Source organism: uncultured Clostridium sp., assembly GCF_947039605.1.
GTDB lineage: Bacteria > Bacillota > Clostridia > Clostridiales > Clostridiaceae > Sarcina.
Window position 1 is genome coordinate 1 of record NZ_CAMQZG010000060.1, and the last position, 16,602, is coordinate 16,602.

At 25.0% G+C, this 16,602-nt stretch carries 17 protein-coding genes and 1 pseudogene; 5 read left to right on the plus strand and 13 right to left on the minus strand.

The features are described from left to right. Nucleotides 1-237: 237 nt before the first annotated feature. The 3 genes from Q0V24_RS15170 to Q0V24_RS15180 form a co-directional block, all read right to left on the minus strand. Complete coding sequence (locus Q0V24_RS15170; protein WP_297522697.1) at nucleotides 238-633, minus strand: hypothetical protein; 396 nt, start codon at nucleotides 631-633, stop codon at nucleotides 238-240. A gap of 162 nt (nucleotides 634-795) precedes the next feature. After that, the gene (locus Q0V24_RS15175) at nucleotides 796-1,374 is read right to left on the minus strand and encodes a TerD family protein (RefSeq protein ID WP_297522699.1); all 579 of its coding nucleotides are present in this window, start codon (nucleotides 1,372-1,374) and stop codon (nucleotides 796-798) included. A gap of 248 nt (nucleotides 1,375-1,622) precedes the next feature. Continuing rightward, nucleotides 1,623-2,498 carry a potassium channel family protein gene (locus Q0V24_RS15180; RefSeq protein WP_297522701.1) on the minus strand — a complete coding sequence of 292 codons (876 nt, stop codon included), beginning with the start codon at nucleotides 2,496-2,498 and terminating at the stop codon, nucleotides 1,623-1,625. A 196-nt stretch (nucleotides 2,499-2,694) separates the two neighbouring features. Between Q0V24_RS15180 and Q0V24_RS15185 the strand changes: the two genes are divergently transcribed. Together Q0V24_RS15185 and Q0V24_RS15190 are read left to right on the plus strand one after the other, a co-directional pair. Next, nucleotides 2,695-4,629: an FUSC family protein gene (locus tag Q0V24_RS15185; RefSeq protein ID WP_297522703.1), complete on the plus strand. Its 1,935-nt coding sequence runs from the start codon at nucleotides 2,695-2,697 to the stop codon at nucleotides 4,627-4,629. 185 nt (nucleotides 4,630-4,814) lie between these two features. After that, the gene (locus Q0V24_RS15190; RefSeq protein ID WP_297522705.1) at nucleotides 4,815-6,020 is read left to right on the plus strand and encodes an AI-2E family transporter; all 1,206 of its coding nucleotides are present in this window, start codon (nucleotides 4,815-4,817) and stop codon (nucleotides 6,018-6,020) included. Between the two features lie 122 nt (nucleotides 6,021-6,142). Here the strand turns inward: Q0V24_RS15190 and Q0V24_RS15195 are convergent, their stop codons facing one another. The 7 genes from Q0V24_RS15195 to Q0V24_RS15225 all read right to left on the minus strand — a co-directional run bounded on the left by Q0V24_RS15195 (nucleotide 6,143) and on the right by Q0V24_RS15225 (nucleotide 10,147). Continuing rightward, a complete protein-coding gene (locus Q0V24_RS15195) occupies nucleotides 6,143-6,481 on the minus strand; it encodes a hypothetical protein (RefSeq protein WP_297522707.1) in 339 nt (112 codons plus the stop codon). A 581-nt stretch (nucleotides 6,482-7,062) separates the two neighbouring features. Beyond that, a complete protein-coding gene (locus tag Q0V24_RS15200; protein ID WP_297522709.1) occupies nucleotides 7,063-7,617 on the minus strand; it encodes a hypothetical protein in 555 nt (184 codons plus the stop codon). A gap of 240 nt (nucleotides 7,618-7,857) precedes the next feature. Further along, nucleotides 7,858-8,013: a hypothetical protein gene (locus tag Q0V24_RS15205; protein ID WP_297522711.1), complete on the minus strand. Its 156-nt coding sequence runs from the start codon at nucleotides 8,011-8,013 to the stop codon at nucleotides 7,858-7,860. After that, nucleotides 7,997-8,512 carry a hypothetical protein gene (locus Q0V24_RS15210; RefSeq protein WP_297522713.1) on the minus strand — a complete coding sequence of 172 codons (516 nt, stop codon included), beginning with the start codon at nucleotides 8,510-8,512 and terminating at the stop codon, nucleotides 7,997-7,999. The genes Q0V24_RS15205 and Q0V24_RS15210 overlap by 17 nt, the downstream gene beginning before the upstream one ends. Nucleotides 8,513-8,666: 154 nt before the next feature. Next, the gene (locus Q0V24_RS15215; RefSeq protein ID WP_297522715.1) at nucleotides 8,667-9,086 is read right to left on the minus strand and encodes an SPOCS domain-containing protein; all 420 of its coding nucleotides are present in this window, start codon (nucleotides 9,084-9,086) and stop codon (nucleotides 8,667-8,669) included. 86 nt (nucleotides 9,087-9,172) lie between these two features. Next, nucleotides 9,173-9,658, minus strand: coding sequence for a hypothetical protein (locus Q0V24_RS15220; protein ID WP_297522717.1), 486 nt, complete (start codon nucleotides 9,656-9,658; stop codon nucleotides 9,173-9,175). A gap of 18 nt (nucleotides 9,659-9,676) precedes the next feature. Next, the gene (locus Q0V24_RS15225) at nucleotides 9,677-10,147 is read right to left on the minus strand and encodes an SPOCS domain-containing protein (RefSeq protein WP_297522719.1); all 471 of its coding nucleotides are present in this window, start codon (nucleotides 10,145-10,147) and stop codon (nucleotides 9,677-9,679) included. Between the two features lie 369 nt (nucleotides 10,148-10,516). Between Q0V24_RS15225 and Q0V24_RS15230 the strand changes: the two genes are divergently transcribed. Beyond that, nucleotides 10,517-12,496 carry an NlpC/P60 family protein gene (locus Q0V24_RS15230; protein WP_297522721.1) on the plus strand — a complete coding sequence of 660 codons (1,980 nt, stop codon included), beginning with the start codon at nucleotides 10,517-10,519 and terminating at the stop codon, nucleotides 12,494-12,496. A 45-nt stretch (nucleotides 12,497-12,541) separates the two neighbouring features. Here Q0V24_RS15230 and Q0V24_RS15235 read toward each other — a convergent pair whose 3' ends face one another. After that, nucleotides 12,542-14,605, minus strand: a complete 2,064-nt coding sequence (locus tag Q0V24_RS15235) for a DUF262 domain-containing protein (protein ID WP_297522722.1) — start codon at nucleotides 14,603-14,605, stop codon at nucleotides 12,542-12,544. A gap of 154 nt (nucleotides 14,606-14,759) precedes the next feature. Here Q0V24_RS15235 and Q0V24_RS15240 point away from each other — a divergent pair, with 154 nt between their 5' ends. After that, the gene (locus Q0V24_RS15240) at nucleotides 14,760-15,029 is read left to right on the plus strand and encodes a hypothetical protein (RefSeq protein WP_297522724.1); all 270 of its coding nucleotides are present in this window, start codon (nucleotides 14,760-14,762) and stop codon (nucleotides 15,027-15,029) included. A gap of 41 nt (nucleotides 15,030-15,070) precedes the next feature. Here the strand turns inward: Q0V24_RS15240 and Q0V24_RS15245 are convergent, their stop codons facing one another. After that, entirely contained in the window at nucleotides 15,071-15,799 is a 729-nt protein-coding gene (locus Q0V24_RS15245) for a metal-dependent hydrolase (protein ID WP_297522726.1), read from the minus strand. Nucleotides 15,800-16,020: 221 nt separating this feature from the next. Here Q0V24_RS15245 and Q0V24_RS15250 point away from each other — a divergent pair, with 221 nt between their 5' ends. After that, on the plus strand, nucleotides 16,021-16,191 hold the full coding sequence (locus Q0V24_RS15250; RefSeq protein ID WP_297522728.1) for a hypothetical protein: 171 nt from the start codon (nucleotides 16,021-16,023) through the stop codon (nucleotides 16,189-16,191). A 78-nt stretch (nucleotides 16,192-16,269) separates the two neighbouring features. On the opposite strand, the pseudogene Q0V24_RS15255 reads toward Q0V24_RS15250, so the two are convergent. Then, a pseudogene (locus Q0V24_RS15255) lies at nucleotides 16,270-16,602 on the minus strand (polysaccharide deacetylase); the annotation flags it as partial.

Genomic DNA, 16,602 nt, shown 5'->3' on the forward strand with positions numbered 1-16,602 from the left:
TTTACAAGAGTGAATAGATGATTGATTGGTTATTAATTGTTGTTGTAATGGAACTACCCTTAATTTTTTTTGATGTATTATATACTTAATACACCATGCATAAAAAAATATCTGCACCTCTTAATATGTATTATAGTATTAATACACTAAGTTAATCTACAGATTTTTCCAAAAGTAATAAAAAAGTAATTTTTTGCATGAAAAAAGATGGATTGCTATCCATCTTAATAAAACTATCTATTTATGATTTTCCATATATTCAACTATTGCCATTGAAATTAAATCTTTAGGAGTAAATTCCTTATTTGCTTTTGCAAATTCTCTAAACTGTTCCATAACAATTTTATTTACCTTTATAGAAGTTTTATAATCTTCATCTTCCTTAGGTAAGTTTATTTCAATTTCAGTGTTTTTAATTACTTCAGTAGATACTTTCGCTATTATCTCTTCTTTTTTAGGTTCTTCAACTGGTGGTATCACTACTTCTATGTCTTTTACTAAATCAGTTATTCTATCTTTTTTAATTTTAAAAAGTCTACTTATGTAATTAATACCACTACCCGTACTATATAATTCTATTATTTTCTCTTCTATCTTTGCATCCATTTTTTTACCTGCTATTTTCTTATCCATGTGTATTCACTCCTGTATCTCTTCTTAATATTATTCTCTCATTATACACTATAAACAAACTTTGTATCCTTTATTTTTATTATGTCCTTTAATATACATGCATAATATAGAATTTACAAAGAAAAAATGACTTTAGTTTCTTGTTATTTATATTTATCTATTTTAAAATAATCCAAATAATTTTTTCTTTGCTGGTTGTTCTTTATTAAAAGATTTTTCAGATATTAATGGACGCTTAGCTATTTTGCCCATTGAATCCTCTTCACCATTCATTATTACTTTATATACAAGCTCTTTACCTTGAATCTCTATATTAGCAAAATGGACTATCTTATATTTATCATATTCACCATTATCTAACATAGATTTTGTATATGATGTAGAATCATCATATAATCTAATAAAACTTCCCTTAACATTTTTAAATGTTGAGAATGGTGTAAATACTTTAACATAAATACCTAGTGTTGCAACTTCTTTATCTAATGTATTTATATCTATAAAGATAATTTCATCATCGCCATCACCTTTTCCAGTTGTGTTATCACCACTAAGTGTTACACCTCTATCATTTAAATTTGTAAAACATACTCTGCTAAGTGGTTTACCATCTTTATTATATAATATTGCATGTACATCTAAATCTGCTTCTGTATCCCAACCTAGTCCCACATTTAATTTACTTATAACACCTTTACTTAAATCTAGTTTAAATTCTTGACCCTTTGTTAAATTTAACATTTCACCATCTCCTTATATTTCAACTTTCTTTTCAAAAGGAACAACAAATTTTATTATTTCCCCTTGTCTAACAATGCTTTTATAAAAATTCCTATTAGAATGCAACTTTCCAGAAGGTATTTATCTAACATACCTTCTTCATCTTCACTTTCTATTTACTTTCCTATATTAACCAGTTTATCACATATTACTTTGTAAATCTCAAGAGTTTCTTTAGTAGCATTTAATTTAGGGGCAATAGGAAAAATTTATTTAAATTTATCCTTATAAGAAAGTATACTTCCAAGGAATATTGTAAGACTAACTACACTTGTTATAGATATAATAATAGCAATAAGTCTTGCTAAATCACTTACAGGGACTATATCTCCATAGCCTATAGTTGTAAAGCTAATAATTGTATAATAGAAGAGGCTAAAATATCCATTTGTATTCGTATATGCAAGATGGTCCATACTATAAGCTGTACAAACAGACAGATATAGATTTAAAATTATCATTAACAAAATAAGTATTGCAGCAATAAGTATTCTATTGAATGTTATAGCATCATCTTTTCGTGATTTTGCAGTTCTTGGATTTATCATAAGCCTAAATAACAACTTCATATTAAGTAAATAACTAATAAGCATAGATGCAAGTGATAATAATGCTAAATTTTCAAATTGAATTGGGAATAAAATCATTAAAAACAAATATGTACTTATTAAGAAATAGCTCGTTAAAAGGTCTAATCTAAATTCTATATCTTCAGTTTTTCTTATAAACTTATTTATTTTAGAAAAAAGAATCAAGATATAGCCAATAAAATAATAAACCATAAGCCCGACTACTATCATTAGTAATATTTTTACAAACTTAAATTCAAATTGATCTTCTATAATGTGAATGTATAAACTTTTAGTTACAAATCCAAAAGTAAATATACTAGGTAGCGTTATAAGTGTTATATATAAAAGAAACTTAATTAAACTATTTTCTACATATATGGATTTATAACTTTGAATAATTTCTCTATTTAATCTTAAAAATCTATGTTTTAAATTTTTGTTTTTTTGGTATGCTCTTGCACCAAGTATTAAAACTACTATTAATGTAGCTACAGATGCCATTATGTACCCCATAAAATTTCCTCCTTTGTTAAAAGAACTTCTTCTATTATAAGTTGTTTCATTCACTTATGTAAAATACTATCTTTGTTAAAGTTTTATCTTTTTAGACAAATTTATGTACAAATTGTATAATAGAAATATAACAAAAGATAAGATTGATGATTAATTTATATTTTATGGCTTAGTCATCAATAAAATAGGAGAATTCATGGATAAACAATTAATAATTAGAAATACATTTGTTCTTTTAGCTACAGTTGCTACTTTTTTAGCAGCACAAGTTTTTCTTGGAGCAGATAATATCATCCTTAGCATAGTTGTTTTTCTTATAGCACTTTTTATATTAAATAAAAACTTTACAGGAAGCCCTTTAAGAGTTTTCACTAAAATAATGCTACTTACACTTTTTATAGGTGTTGTTCCATTTATAGCTAATATAAATATGTTTGCAGGGTTACCTATAAACTTTTTAGCTATATTTTCACTCTTATATCTTCTTGTGTATAGACTAAAAAAATCTATATATTTCCCATTTTTACTAGGATATACTTTACTTTTATGTGTATCACCAACTAAACATTATTTTTATTTAAGAATACTAGCACTTGCTGTAATTGGTCTTCTATCATTTTTAATACAAATGATAATAAATAGAAAGCGTTCTTATAAAAACAAACATGCACATCTAACAGATATGCTTTCTGTTATTTATAATTTAGTAGATGACTCTATTTATAATAATGCAAATGATGAAAATCTTACAAAATTCAATAAGGTTGTGAAAGAGTGGGCTAGTGAAATTTTTGAAACTAGAACTAACAACTTTTATCTAGATAAAAAAGAAGATATAGAACTTAATATATTAACAACTCTTGAAAAGTTAAAATTTGATTTGAAAATACTCAATAGTAAAGGTATTACTGATATAGAAATTGGTTTTAATATAAAAAAAAGCATTTGTACTCTTAGAAAGTTTGCTAATAATGAAATTAATACTGTAGAACTTAATGCAAATATACCAAATCTATTAACTTTTATAGATGATACTAACAAAGAAGAATTATTATTATATGAACTATGTGAGAGTATTATAATAATTAAGAACCTTCTTATAGAACTTAAAATAGCATCTAATGAGAAATTCAACTTCAAAAAAAGCACTCATGACTTTTATGAGTTACTTAAAGTATTAAAAGGTAATTTTAACACTGATTCTGTAAGATTCACATTTGCTTTTAGAACAGCACTTACTTTATCAGTAACATATTTTATAGTTCAATATTTTGATATTAATCATGGTAGTTGGATTATATATACTATAGCCTCAGTAAGTCAGCCATATAATGATACTTTAAAGAAGAGAGGTATACATAGAGTTAAGGGTACCATACTTGGTGCTATATTCTTTTTAGTACTTTTCACTATTTTTAAAGGTGATATTGAAAGATATATAATTTTAATGGTTACTGTCTACATAAATAGCTTTATGAAAAGTTATGATAAACAAATTACATATATAACGCTTTTAGTTCTTGGAATAGCTAGTCTATCTGATTCTAATTCAGCAGTTTTATCATTTGATAGAATATTTATGGTTTTAATAGGGGTTGTAATAACTATGATTGCAGGACGATTAATTTTTCCATACTATATTGCAAAAGAAACTAAATACCTTATAAATAGTTATCATAAAATTGGAGAAGAGGTTGTTGATAAACTTCTTAATATAACTAAAGTAAAAAATAATAGGCTTGAAATACAAAATCAAACACTACTTGCAAAGTCTATTGAAAATAAAATATATATTAATAATACAGTACTTAACAATGATATTTTAAACAAGTTCTTATATGAAGAGCGATATCTTTTAGTAAAAGCTCAGTCTATTATAAATAGAGTTGAATATGCTGATATTTCTTTACAAGAGAACAGGCATGATAGATTAGATAAATTAAAAAAAATGAAAACAACTATAAGTTCTAAATCAATAGAAAATTATAAAACTGGAATAATTCCAGAAAACATAAAACCCTATTTTGATAATATATCTAAAATAAGTGAATGGCTTATTTATAAAGATATTTTTGAAATGATACTCAGTGCTAAGGTATGTACAAGCTTAAAAGAAAAAGTAGCTAAATAGCTAAGAAGATGTAGTGAATTCTACATCTTTTTTCTATTTAATTTAAATAATATCATCTAATTTTTTTAAGTTTCTTTGCTTTAAAATTGAATTTGTTATAGAATTATATCTGTAGAAAAAGACTAAGAATAGATATTTATGACAATACTCATAAATATAACTAAATTAAAAGGAAAGTGATATTATTGTTTTTTAAAGATTTAAAATTAAAATCTTATATAATATTAAGCACCTATATATTACTTCTTGCAGCACTTCTTTGGAATTTCAAAGATGTTACTGGAGTAATATATAGATTCTTTGATATAATTTCACCGTTTATTTGGGCAATTGCAATTGCGTTTGTTTTAAATTTACTTATGAAGTTCTTTGATCATAAGGTTTTAAAATTTATGGATAAAAGTAAAAGTAAAAAATTAAGAGCTAGTAAAAGACCTCTTTCTATACTTTTAGCTTTAGTTACAATTATAGGAATAATAACGGTTATTATCATATTTGTAATTCCACAACTTATACAAAGTGTATCTACACTTGGTGATAGTATCCCAGGGTATCTACAGCAATTAGAATTGTTTGTAGAAAAAACACTTAAATCTAATGTAGATTCAGTACAACTTAATAAAATATTTACTGATATTCTAAATATGTGGAAAGAAATTCTTAATATTTCAACACAAGTGCTAACATCTTTCTTATCAAATATAATTGATATAACTGTTAATGTAACTACAAGCATATTTGATATATTCTTAGCATTTATTTTTTCAATTTATATGTTAGCAAATAAAGAAAAATTGATACTTCAATCAAAAAAGATTTTATTTGCATTTGCACCTAAAAAAGCTGCTGATAAGACAATTGAAGTCCTTAAAATAGCTAATAAAACATATGCTTCATTTATTACAGGTCAATGTATAGAAGCTGTTATTATTGGAACACTTTGCTTTATTGGTTTGACCCTATTAGGACTTCCTTATGCATTTCTTATAGGTACTCTTGTTGGTGTAACAAGTATAATTCCTATTTTCGGAGCATTTATAGGTACTATACCCTCAGCATTTATTTTATTTATGGTAAGTCCTTTAGATGCTGTTAAGTTTGTAGTCTTTATACTTATTCTTCAACAAATAGAAGGAAACTTTATTTATCCAAGAGTTGTTGGAAATTCAGTTGGTTTATCTTCTATATGGGTTACACTTGCAATTCTTATAGGAACAAGCTTATATGGAGTTGTTGGAATCTTTATTGGAATACCATTATTTGCAGTATTCTATAAAGTATTTGGTGAAATAACTAATAAAAGGCTTGAAAAAAAATCTATAAAAATAACTCAAGAAGATAACATATCAAATATTATCGTGAAAAATAAAAAAGCAAAAAATAAAAAATAAAAAGCAAAAACTCCAAAGTCTACATGACTTTGGAGTTTTTTGTAAATTTAATAATAGCTTTCTTTACCTATCAAATATCTTAAGTAAATCTTAGTTATAAAAAAAGACAGGATATATCACGTCTAAAATCTAATATTAGAATTCATTTTTGGTATTATAATAAATTCTCCAATTAAAAGAACTAAAATTGTTATAACGCTTAATATATTTATAAGATCAATTGTTATAAATGATATTGCTATAATATTTAAAGATAATAAAACATTGAGAACATAAACTACTACAAAAGCCCCATAGAGGATTATATGGATATAGTTACTTCTTAGTATTATTTTTTTTTCATAATCACTCGGCTTTATTATTCGTCTTACATATAGTGTTTCTTTTATCTGTCTAGCAAGCTTAAATATAAGATATACTACAAATATGCCCATTATAAAGGAACTTACTATATTATCCATATACAACATTGCCTCTCTCCCTTTATTTCAATTTATATCCAATCCTCATATAGTTTCTATAGTATCATCCTATCTCTTTTCCTGTATATTACCAGCAAGAACATTTAGCACATTATAATCACCAATATATTCTTTCATAATTTAATACTTCTTTAACATATCATTTATATTATTATCATCTTCCACTAATAAAATTTTATACATAAAATCCACTATAATAATAATTTTACCATTTCCCCCTGTATATATATCACAATTTATTTGAAATTTTAACTGAAATTTTAAATAAATTGGAAATCAACATATTTCTTCACAATCTTCATAGAATCTTAATATTTGCTTATTATAATATAAACATAATTTAACTGTCACATTTTAAATTATCACACACACACTAAAAACAAACTACTATTAACTTATAAATAATAATTAGATTCATCATCTTTAACTATTATTTATAAGTAACCCGCATATTATATATGCGGGTTTTTTTTAGTATATCATTTATATAATGTTATACTAGTAAATATAAGTTTACAAAAAAAAGAAACTATTTTTCTACTTAATAGTTTCTTATATAGTTATTTTTTATAATTATATAAATAGTTTTTTATTTCATCTGAAAGCTTACCAGTATTTTCTTTAACTGTAAGTGTTGGAGGGTTTATACAACTTCCACACTCATATTGTCCAAAGTTTATAAATATTTTATCATTTATTTTACTTATAACAATTCCTAGTGAAGAATCATTGCTAACATGTAAATCACCTAAATTTAATATTTCATGTGTTAATTTAAATTTATCTGAATTTGCATAAAGATTTCCAATATCTTTTTCATTTATTTTATATTCAATCATATTTATAAGTCTAAGTGTAGCACCTTTATCATCTCCAAGTGTTCCAAGTGGCATAAATAAAGCTATTTCTTCATTTTCGATAGCATTAAACATCTCTGATTTTTCTAATGCCTCTTCATAATGCTTTATTTCTAATGTATTATGGTTTAAAATCTCTATAATTCTTCCAATTGGTTCATCTTCATCTATCCCAAATACTAATCTTATTTTCGCATCATAGTCATTTATAAAATTTTCTAAATTAAAGTCATTAAAATTAAAATTAATAGTTTTCATACCGTACCCCCAAATTCTTTTTAAAAGGTTGTTTTCTTTTGATTATATTCTTAGTTTATTGGAGATTTGCATACTCAATATTACTAATTAATTAAAATTTTTTTAACGTTTAATAACCAAACTATGAAGAGGTATTTACTAACTTCATATTAATCTTACTTTTATAAATATCTATTTAAAATATTTACACAACATAAAAAAACAACATAGTTAATTTAAAACTACATTGTCTTTTGAAATTTATTTTTCATATTTATTTTCTTTTTTTTCTGATTCAAATTCTTCTTTATTTTCATTTAAATCATCAAAGCTTATTTTTATTTTCAATTTTTTTGATAGTTCAGCTTCTAAATCATCTAATATATCAATATTTTTAACTTTAAATTCTAATCCCATTACTATCATCCTTTGTTTTCCAAGAATTTTTTCTTTCTATAAGTTTTGGAACAATATTATACTTACCACTATTTATTGCAAAATTAAGATATTTATCAACATTTCTACTTGTTATAAAATTATTATTTAAAAGAATATTAATACCATCTAAATCATCAGCTTTTACTAAAACTTTAATAATAGCTCCTTTATTCGAACATGTACTATCATCTGAATATTTTATATAAGTTTTTAAAATATCTAAATTTTCTGAATTTAAATTTTGTTTTTGTACATCAAATTCAAATTTCATTCCATTAGTAATTAATAATGTGCCAAGTTGCTCTAAACCTTCTAAGTTATTTTCATCTATAAATTTACTTAGAAGATTGTTTAATTTGCTATTTCTATCTTTTACTTCGTTCAATGCAAGAGTTATAAATTTTTCTTTAGTATATTCCTTATCATTTATGATGTTATAATCTTTTAAATAAACTTCTAGCGAATTAATTTTCTTCATACTTATATTTGACCTCTAATCCTTTTTTATATTAACCTTAGTATTATAATACTATCACTTTTTTAAAAAAATTTCAAAATAACATTTATATTATGTAAGTTAACTCCTTTTATAGAAAAATACTAGCAAATTGAGACTTGCTAGTATCTTTCCATTAATTTAAACCTTTTATTTTTAATAATCCCATTGCATTAACATATGCTGTTTTTTTATCTATCAAACTGTATTTAATATCTTCAATTTCTATAACAGGTTCAATATTTGCATATTCACCTATATTATGGTCTATAACTACAAAATGACTAAATGGTACTGTTATATTGTAGGTATGAATACTTTGTTCTGTATTTAATGCTGTATAATTTATTAAAATATTAGCATTAAATTGAACTATTATCTTAGTTCCTGTTAGTATTTGTCCCTCAGATGAGGTTTCCTTAGTTGTTTTTATCATATGACACCCTTTAGGTGTTGTAGTTATTGTAACTCTATTTATATCCTCTATATCAAATGATTCAAGTGGTAATACTATATTTTTTTCAATTGAAATTTGTTTAAAACTACTAATACTCATTTTATCTCCTTAATTCATATTTTTTTATGTATTACTTATATGATGTATACAAATAAATTGTGCTTTTCTTTTTTATCTTATGAATTTTAGCAAAATTTTAAATCTACAAATAAAATAGATGCTATATGGATTCTTCTATCATCTAGCTTTCTTGAATGAACTTCTTCTATATAAGGTGTTATCATAAATTTTTGTGCTCTTATCAAGTCACAAACATAATCATTGCCTATTTTTTCTGGTACTACTATAAATATACTTTTTATAAAACTACTAAAAACAATATTTATACCATATTTAATTTCTGTTGAATCATAACTTAATCTATTTTTAAATAAAACTTCTATTATAAGTTTTTTACCACTCATTCGTTGTCCTTCTATTGACATAGCTTTATAGTCTTCTTTTAATGTATAGTTTATGATTTCAGCGGTTGCAATATAATCTACTAAACTTTCTATATCTGGGTTCCCTCTATTTAAAACTTCTATATGACTTATAAGTTCTTCTTTAAAGTATTTTGCTGTTCTTGGAAGCATTTCATTTTGTGTTTTATTTATATTTGAAAATTTCAATTATCTTCCTCCTTCTTTTTAACATACATCAGCAATAACCATTAAAGTAACATTATTATATATACACCGCGGACTAATTAATGTAGAATTAATATCCTCAACTAAGACTGAAGCACTTACTAAAGAATTCTGATTAAAATATTCTGGTAAAACTATATACGTACAAAATGGAATTTCTATATGAGCAGTGTGAGTTGATTTAGATTCATTTAAAGATGCATATTCCACCTTAGTCTTTAAAGAGCCTTCTATTAAAATTCCATTCCCTGTTAAAATCTGTCCTTCTAAGGATTTACCTAAAGGACCTTTAACATTTTTTTTATAGTAAATACAAGGATTTATCCAAACTTTAGAAATATTTTCAACATCAGGTTTTTGACATGGAATTGGAAACATAAAATCAACATTCATTTGCTTAAAATTAGGTGCTACTACATAGGAACACTCATCAATATAGTATTCTATAAGATCTCTTACTATCTTCCCCATATAACTCCTTTCTATATAAAATCATTCTCATTACTATACTATTCAATGAACTTAATTTGGTGTGTATAATTTTAAAAAAATTATTTATAATTATCTTTTATTTTGTAAAATTATACAAATTTATAATAGTCCTAACTATAAATTAAAGATTCTACTCATTTTAGAGTAATAATCTTCCTTAATAATTATTGATTGTACTCATTTTTCAAGTATATTATTGCTTTATTGTTAATTTTTATAGAATTTTTATGAATGATTTTATAATTTAAACTAAACTTACTTGCATATCTATAAATATATGAATTTGAAACCTTATGCTTATCTAACTATAATATAGTCGTAATATATTAATTTTATGGAGGAACACAAATGAAAAAAAATAAAATAGCTGGACTTGTGGTTGCCAGTGCTCTTTTAGTAGGAGCAGGTACTGCACATTCGCATGCTGATATGAAAAAAACAAATGATACAAATACTCAAAAAGCTACAACTAATAAAATATTATTAGCAGCTCCATCTCATTCAATGACAAAGAATGCTATGGTTGTAAATGGAAATGGAAACTTAGTCTTAAGATCTACTGGAAATGCTAATTCTAAAGTAGTTAGTAATATTTCAGTAGGTGAAATGCTTAAAATACAAAGTTATTCAACTAATTGGTATAAAGTTGTAGTAGCTGAAACTGGTGCTACTGGTTATATTTCTGCTGAAAATATTAAATATATTGAAAGTAGTATAAATGCATCTATATCAGACCTAAATAATAATGGTCATGTTATTAATGTTAGTTCATCTTTAAATCTTAGAACTGAAGCTACTATGACTTCAAATGTCATAACTACTTTAGAAAATGGTACAAGCTTTAAAATTATTGAAAAACAAGGCGAATGGTTTAAAATAAATGTAAATGGAACTGTTGGTTTTGTATACAGTGGCTATGTAGCAGTGGGTTCACAAATTGAATCACCTGTGAAAAACAATATATCAAAGTCAGCTACTAACGAAAATTTAAAAGCTGATAAAATAGTAACTGTAACAAAGAAAACTATTAGTCAAAAGGTCCAGAATGATTCAAATATCAAAACTGTCCAGAATGATTCAAATATCAAAACTGTCCAGAATGATTCAAATATCAAAACTGTTGCACCTGATAAGACGAAAGTTGTAGTTTCTTCTAAAAAAGAAATTTCAACACCTGTGAAAAATGATAGCATTTCAATAGCAAAAAAAGAGAAAACTACTCAGCATGCAGAAAGCCAACAAATGCCTGTAAGTTTTATTGCTTTACCTCAAAATGTTGATGTACAAGCACCTATAAATAACATAAAAGTTGAAAAAGCTATTCCTAAAAATGTTGCAACTGATAAAACTTCAGTATCTGATAAAACTTCAGTATCTGATAAAACTTCAGTATCTGACAAAACTTCAGTATCTGATAAAACTTCAGTATCTGATAAAACTTCAGTAAAAGCACATGATAACATTACAGTTGATGCTCATAAAAAAGATGCCGAGCCTATTAGTAAATCAGTTGTTACAAAACCTGTAATCGTAAAACCTAAGAAAGAAGCTACAGTTATTGTAAAACCTGAAGTTGCTACAACAGGAAGTCTTACTTTAAGTATTTATCAAACAAATAATGAACAACCTTTAGCTAATGCTACTGTTCTTATAAATGACAATAGTTATACAACTAATGCTCAAGGAAAGGTTAAACTTACAAATATTTCAGCTGGTGCTCATACTTTTGATTTATCATCTAATGGTTTTAGTTCAACTTCTACAAATGCAAATATTAAAGCTGGAAAAAATATGAACCAATTAATTTATATTACAGCTAAAAAAGTTGATGTAACACCACAACCTAAACCAATTGTAAAACCTGAGCCAATAAAACCAGTTATAAAACCTGAAACTAAACCAACTCCAATCATTAAACCATCAGTAGCTACTGATAACAATAATTCTAGTAGTGTTACAAAAGAAAGTAATTCACAATTACAACAATCTATAGTTAACTATGCTGAAAACTTCCTTGGAAGACCATATGTATGGGGGGCTACTGGCCCTAATGCCTTTGATTGTTCTGGATTAACATCTTATGTATACAAACACTTTGGATATTATATAGGTAGAACTACTTATACTCAAATAGATAAGGGAACACCTGTATCACTTAATAATCTACAAGCTGGAGATTTAATATTCTGGGGAGACCCATCAGCACCTCATCATGTTGCTATATATATTGGAAATGGACAATATATACAAGCTCCTAAACCTGGTGAAAATGTAGATATTTCTTCATGGAACTTAAGTAATATATCTGCTGCTAGAAGAATTATTTAATATTAAACATAAAAAGAAGCAACATTTGTTGCTTCTTTTTTATATCTATTTTTTTTCTATATAGTAACTTAATTCAGATAAATCAATATTATAATATTTAAATATTACTCTTAAAACCTGTAATCTCACATTCGTGTTCATATCTGCATCTGAATAAATAGCTCCTACTATTTTATATGAATTTTTAACTAATTCTCTATTATCCGATATTTTAAAAGAAAGCTCATCTATCTTAAAAGAATTTTTTGCAATATTAGTGATTAGAAGAGGTTCTACATCAAATAAAATGTTTATTATAGTATCAAAAATTTCTTTAAAGCTACGAACATTATATTGTATACCTTCAAAAATCATTCCTTTAACTAAATCATTTGTCAAATCTTCATCATCTGCAAGATAATATAAAACTCTTCTACGTTTTGTTAACTTATAAACCGATTGTATCGGCTTCCATATTTTTATTGCATCATCAAATAACAATAAAGACCTTTCTATTATTTCTTTCTCCGTCCATTGTTCTCTAGTCGCTATAAATCTATTTAGTTTTAATCTGCTCTCTTTAAAACCTTTTTTCATTGTTTTCTTTTCATAAAATGATTTATTACTCATATTAGAGTTATATCCCGTTACAGTAAGATTACCAAGCGTGTGAAGATACTTAGTGTGTATCTCATCAACATCAGCTAAAAGAGCTTCTCTCCATGCTGTGCTTAACTTTTGAGGCATTATATGTTCAATTGTAAGAGTCCCTTGTGTTATTAATTTTCTTAAATCTAAAATTTCCTTATTATCAAAATTTTCTAGTTTATTAAATATATATAATCTTCTCTCAGTACGTAATCTATATATATCAGTTTCAAAAAAACCTTTTTTAAATTCTATATTTCGTGGAAACCTTAATGAATCTACTTGTTTTAAAATTATAAACTTAAATAACTCAACGTAATTTTCTTTAAAATTTTTATCTTCTTTTATTTCATTAACTATATTAAGAAATAATTTTTGTAATGTGTTATTAGATATTCTACAAACTATTCTTCTAAAAAGATAACTTTCTATTACATCTAAAAGTATTAAAACATCACACGTTGAAATACTTTTATTTATGTAATCATAAAATATTTGAAGTAACAATATATTAATAGCTTTAATTTCTAAGCTTTTTATATTTTCCAATTTTTTATTTATCTCAATAGACTTTGAACTTCCTTCCATAATTTTATAACTTTTGACATACATTAGCATATCTTTTAGAATATCTTCAATTTCATAACTTGATTTTTTATAATAATCTTTAAACAATATATATAACTTTTCTTTTTTGATAACCTTTTTCTCTTTAATCATAAGATATTCTTCGATAAACCTAGTTGTATTATCACCTGTACTCATCTCTATTAGTTTCCAATAGTGTTTGTAGAGCATATTTTGCTCTTCTAAGGGCTTATTCATGAAGATGTAGTTTCTTATCTTATCACTCTCTGTAAGGTTCTTACCGGTCGAATTTAAGCTTTCAAATATAAGCTGTGGTTTGTCTTCTGATAATTTAAGTTCAATTTCTACAATTGATAGTGAATTTATAGCATTCAAAAAATCTTTTCCATTTGGTTTTTCTTTTAATAATCTATTATAAAAATAGCTATAGTTTATTGATAAATTTGAAATTTCATCAATTTCATCATTTTCATACAAACTATCATATATATTAAAATCTGTTTCTTTTAATTTTAACTTTAATTTATTTTCATCTGTTGAATATTGATTTATTAAATATTGATTTACTATTTTTTCACTATTAAACCCCTCTGCCTCTAAAACTTTTTTATTAATTAATTTATAAATTGCAATAAGAATTAAACTTATACTTGTTATTCTTTGTTGCCCATCTATTATCAAATATTCTCGTTCTCGCCCTATATCATTGTATATAGAAACTATACTTCCAAAGAAGTGAAATTTGCTTTTACTCTCTATAAGTTCTATTAAATCATCATATAATTTTTTAGCCTCTTCTATTGTCCATGAATATCTCCGCTGATATATTGGTATTATAAATTTTGTGTCTGAACTTTCTAAAAATCTTAATATAGTTTTTTCATTTGCCTTCATAATATATATTCTCTCTTTTCTACAAATTATATTTAACTATTTACTTTGTGCAAACCTATTATATAATACATACCTTCAAATAAAAATATTTACTTTAACAAAAATACTAACACTAACATAGTATATATAAAACATATTAAAGGATATTAAATTTATGTATAATGTAATATTAACCATCTACTCTGAATCTACTGTAAAAGGTGGTATTAAAACTAAAGAGAAAATATATCACAAAGGTCCTTTTAACACATTTGAACTTGCACAAGATTATATGGACATTGAAGTAATAAAAAAATCTAAAAATTTTATCAAAAGTAAATATGTATCCCCAGAATGTAATGCAAATCATGATCGGATAAGTGTGGCTAATGAGTCTAATGGATATTATAAGTGTTATGATTATAGGATAGAAAAAAAGATATAGAAAATAGGACAAGTTATTTTCTTGTCCTATTTTCTATGTACTTAATTTAATAATTTCACTAATGCCCAAAATATTATTATTGTATTTAAAAATCTAGATACGCCCTCTATAAAGGAACCAGTTTTAAATGGCAGTAAACTGAATCTAAATTTAATTATTGGTCTTAGAAGAGGTACTCCCTCTTTGGTAAACAAATCTAATAATATATGGCTTATATACCCAAAAATTAAACCTAACATATAAATTTCTATATAAGATATTGCAATTGGTGTATTCTTAAAAGTAAAAAACATAGTTGCAAGTGTTAAAAATATTATTATGTATATATCATTTTTTTTAGATAAAGGCCCTCTAAGATTAGGTGGTATTCCACCTAGTATAAACAAACAGGAACTAACTACAATAATTGCATTTATACTCGAAAAAATAAATATTTTTTCATTATTTATTCCAACCGATAAATACTCTTCTAGTCCTCTTGAAAAAAATAAACTAACCATTGCAAAAAGAAAACAGGCCAAAATAGTATGTGTTCCGCCTCTATGTCCAAATTTACCACTTATAAATTTAGAAATAGGTTTTATTTTTCTTCCTATAGTACTATTTACTGAATCAATATCCGGTATAAGACTTCCAACCGCACCTCCCGACATTGTAAGTGCAACAAATAAGAAAGGATTTTCCAGTTTTACACCAATCCACTCTTGTATAACAATTGGTAAAAGTGCCCCAAAGGCAATTCCACCAATTCTATGTGTAACTCCTAACATAAATTTATCCCCCTATCATAAAATCAATTGATATTATATCAATATTTAACAAAAAAAAACATATTTATTATATGAATATTTTTTTGTAAAAATATAACTTATAAAAACTTATACTTGTTTCTAAATTAATAATTTTTTTTGAATTTTTACTTTCTTTTTTCTGTAAATGATATATAATTGATACTGTGACCAAAATTTTATATATCAAAGGAGTTAATTTTATGATTAAAGAAATTGAAAATACTGAACTTCAAGAGGCTTTAACACTATTAGATTGTTATGAAGACCTTCAAAATACTGTACCAGCATCTGTGCTTGAAGATATAAATGAAGAGGTACACTCTACAAGATTTTTAAAACTTATAAGTGAAAATAATGAACACGATATATAAAAATCACTAACTTAAAGTTAGTTTAAGGGGCAGTCTCATATACTTATTATATGAGACTGCCCCTTATCCATTTCTATTTTAAATATTATCATTTGCTATTACTTTAAATATAAATCCTTTTTCCTTAAAATGGTTTATTATATATGGTAATGCTTCTAAAGTTAGTTCTTTACCTTTTGAATCATGCATTAAAAGCACTATATTCTTTTGTTCTTCTGTTTGTTCATACACTCTTAAAAGCATCTTTTCTAGACTTTCTTTTTTTGTAACGCCATCACCATTTTCAGATGTCCAATCTAGTTGTATTAGTCCCTTACTTCTTAATACATCATCTAAAGCTTTTAAATTCTTATCTTTATAATACTCTCTTGTCATATATCCACCTGGTAGCCTTATTACGTTACATTCAAA